Origin of the sequence: Micromonospora sonchi (genome assembly GCF_014646235.1) — a bacterium.
Classification (GTDB): domain Bacteria; phylum Actinomycetota; class Actinomycetes; order Mycobacteriales; family Micromonosporaceae; genus Micromonospora; species Micromonospora sonchi.
Map to the genome: position 1 here is coordinate 1 of NZ_BMNB01000076.1, position 1706 is coordinate 1706.

At 68.1% G+C, this 1706-nt stretch carries 2 protein-coding genes; one reads left to right on the forward strand and one right to left on the reverse strand.

The annotated features are described in order from the left end of the window. On the forward strand, positions 1–277 hold a 277-nt coding region (locus IEY61_RS30795), incomplete at its 5' end, for a hypothetical protein (protein WP_229706652.1). 6 nt (positions 278–283) lie between these two features. On the opposite strand, the gene IEY61_RS30800 is transcribed toward IEY61_RS30795, so the two are convergent. Beyond that, the gene (locus IEY61_RS30800) at positions 284–1474 is read right to left on the reverse strand and encodes an IS110 family RNA-guided transposase (protein WP_189050846.1); all 1191 of its coding nucleotides are present in this window, start codon (positions 1472–1474) and stop codon (positions 284–286) included. Positions 1475–1706: the final 232 nt, after the last annotated feature.

Sequence of the window (1706 nt, forward strand, 5' to 3'; positions counted from 1 at the left end):
GGGGGGTGTCCCTATGACCTTTGTCAAGGAGACGCCCGCAGCAGGGCGATCCACTGGTGATGTGCAGGACGGGTTGGGTGTCGGACAGGGGATGAGTGTCGGATCGGCTGCGGCTTTTCCGGTTCCTCGGGCCGATCGAGGTGCTGACGGCCGTTTCAGCTACGGGCTGGCCTTGGATGTCTGCGTGGTTCTGGCGCGGCACGGCTACCCGCAGGTGAGGTCGGGTGTTGACCTGGTGCGGGTGCAGCAGGCGCTGTTCGCTTTGATCTATGGGTGACGTGGGTCAGGAGGCTTGCAGAGGGCGCGGCTGGTAGGGCCTGCCGTCGCGCAGCATCGCGAAGATGACGTCGCATCGGCGTCGGGCCAGGCAGATCAGAGCGGCATTGTGCTTCTTGCCCTCGGCGCGTTTGCGGTCGTAGTACGCCCGTGAAGCGGGGTCCTTGAGTGCGGCGAACGCGGAAAGGAAGAACGCCCGTTTGAGCTGCTTGTTGCCGCCGCGGGCAGGGTGTTCGCCGCGGATGGAGCTGCCGGAGCGGCGGGTGACCGGGGCGATGCCGGCATAGGCGGCGAGGTGGCCGGGGGTGGCGAAGAACGAGCCGTCGCCGACTTCGAGCAGGATCCGGGCTGCGGTCCTGACACCGATGCCGGGCATCGAGGTCAGGACCGCGGCAAGAGGGTGCGCATCGAGGATCTCCTCCACTTGCGCGGCGAGGATGTCGCGTTGGCGCAGCACATCGGCCAGGGTGTCGGCGAGGCGTGGCAGGACGGTCTCGGCGGCGATGGTGCCGGGCACGGTGACGGTCTGCTCGTCCAACGCTGCCATGATGGCCTCGACCAGGCGGGCGCCGGCGCGGGGCGCGTGTTTCACCGCCGTGGCGGTGAGTCTGCGGCGTCCGGCCTTACGCAGCCCGGTCGGGCCGCCGTGTCGCGACAACAGCTCCAGAGCCGCCTTGTTGTCCAGCTTCGGACCGATCGCGCGTTCCAACGCGGGGTGGATGTGGGTGAGCAACCCACGGATGCGGTTGATCAACCGGGTTGATTCCTGGGCCAGATCGTCGTCGTAGCCGATGAGGACTTCCAACTCGGCGAGGGCGTCGTCGCCGACGTCAACGCGGCGCAGAGTGTGCGGCAGGGCCCGGGCGGCGTCGGCAATGATGTACGCGTCACGTGCGTCGGTCTTCGCCGTGCCGGGATGCAGGTCCGCGATCCGGCGCATCGCCAGACCGGGCAGGTAGCCCACCTGCACGCCGCAGGCGCGGGCCACGGTCACGGGCAACGCGCCGATGGTGGCGGGCTGATCGACCACGGCCAGGACCCGACCGTACCGGGCGAGATTGTCGAACAGCGCCCGCAGCCGCCGCTCGTCGTTGGGCAACGGCCCGTCGTGCAGTCGTTTGCCAGTCTGGTCGAGCGCGACCGCGTGATGATCGCTCTTGCCCACATCGAGCCCGCAGTAGACGTCGTAGTCAGTCACCGGTCACCTCCGCCATCAACACGTCGCCGGCCACGGTCAGACACCGGAAGCCGACAGCCACGTTACGAAGAGACCTACCCCACGGGCGGCCGTGTCCCTATCAGCGGTCCACCAGTGCCCACCGAGACCGGCGACAACACCCCCCGGATCATGCACACGACAGGGGCAGTAAGTCATACCGGCCTCGGTGACCAGCGAGCCCTTGCCTCAGGGCCACGAAAAAGGTAACGGG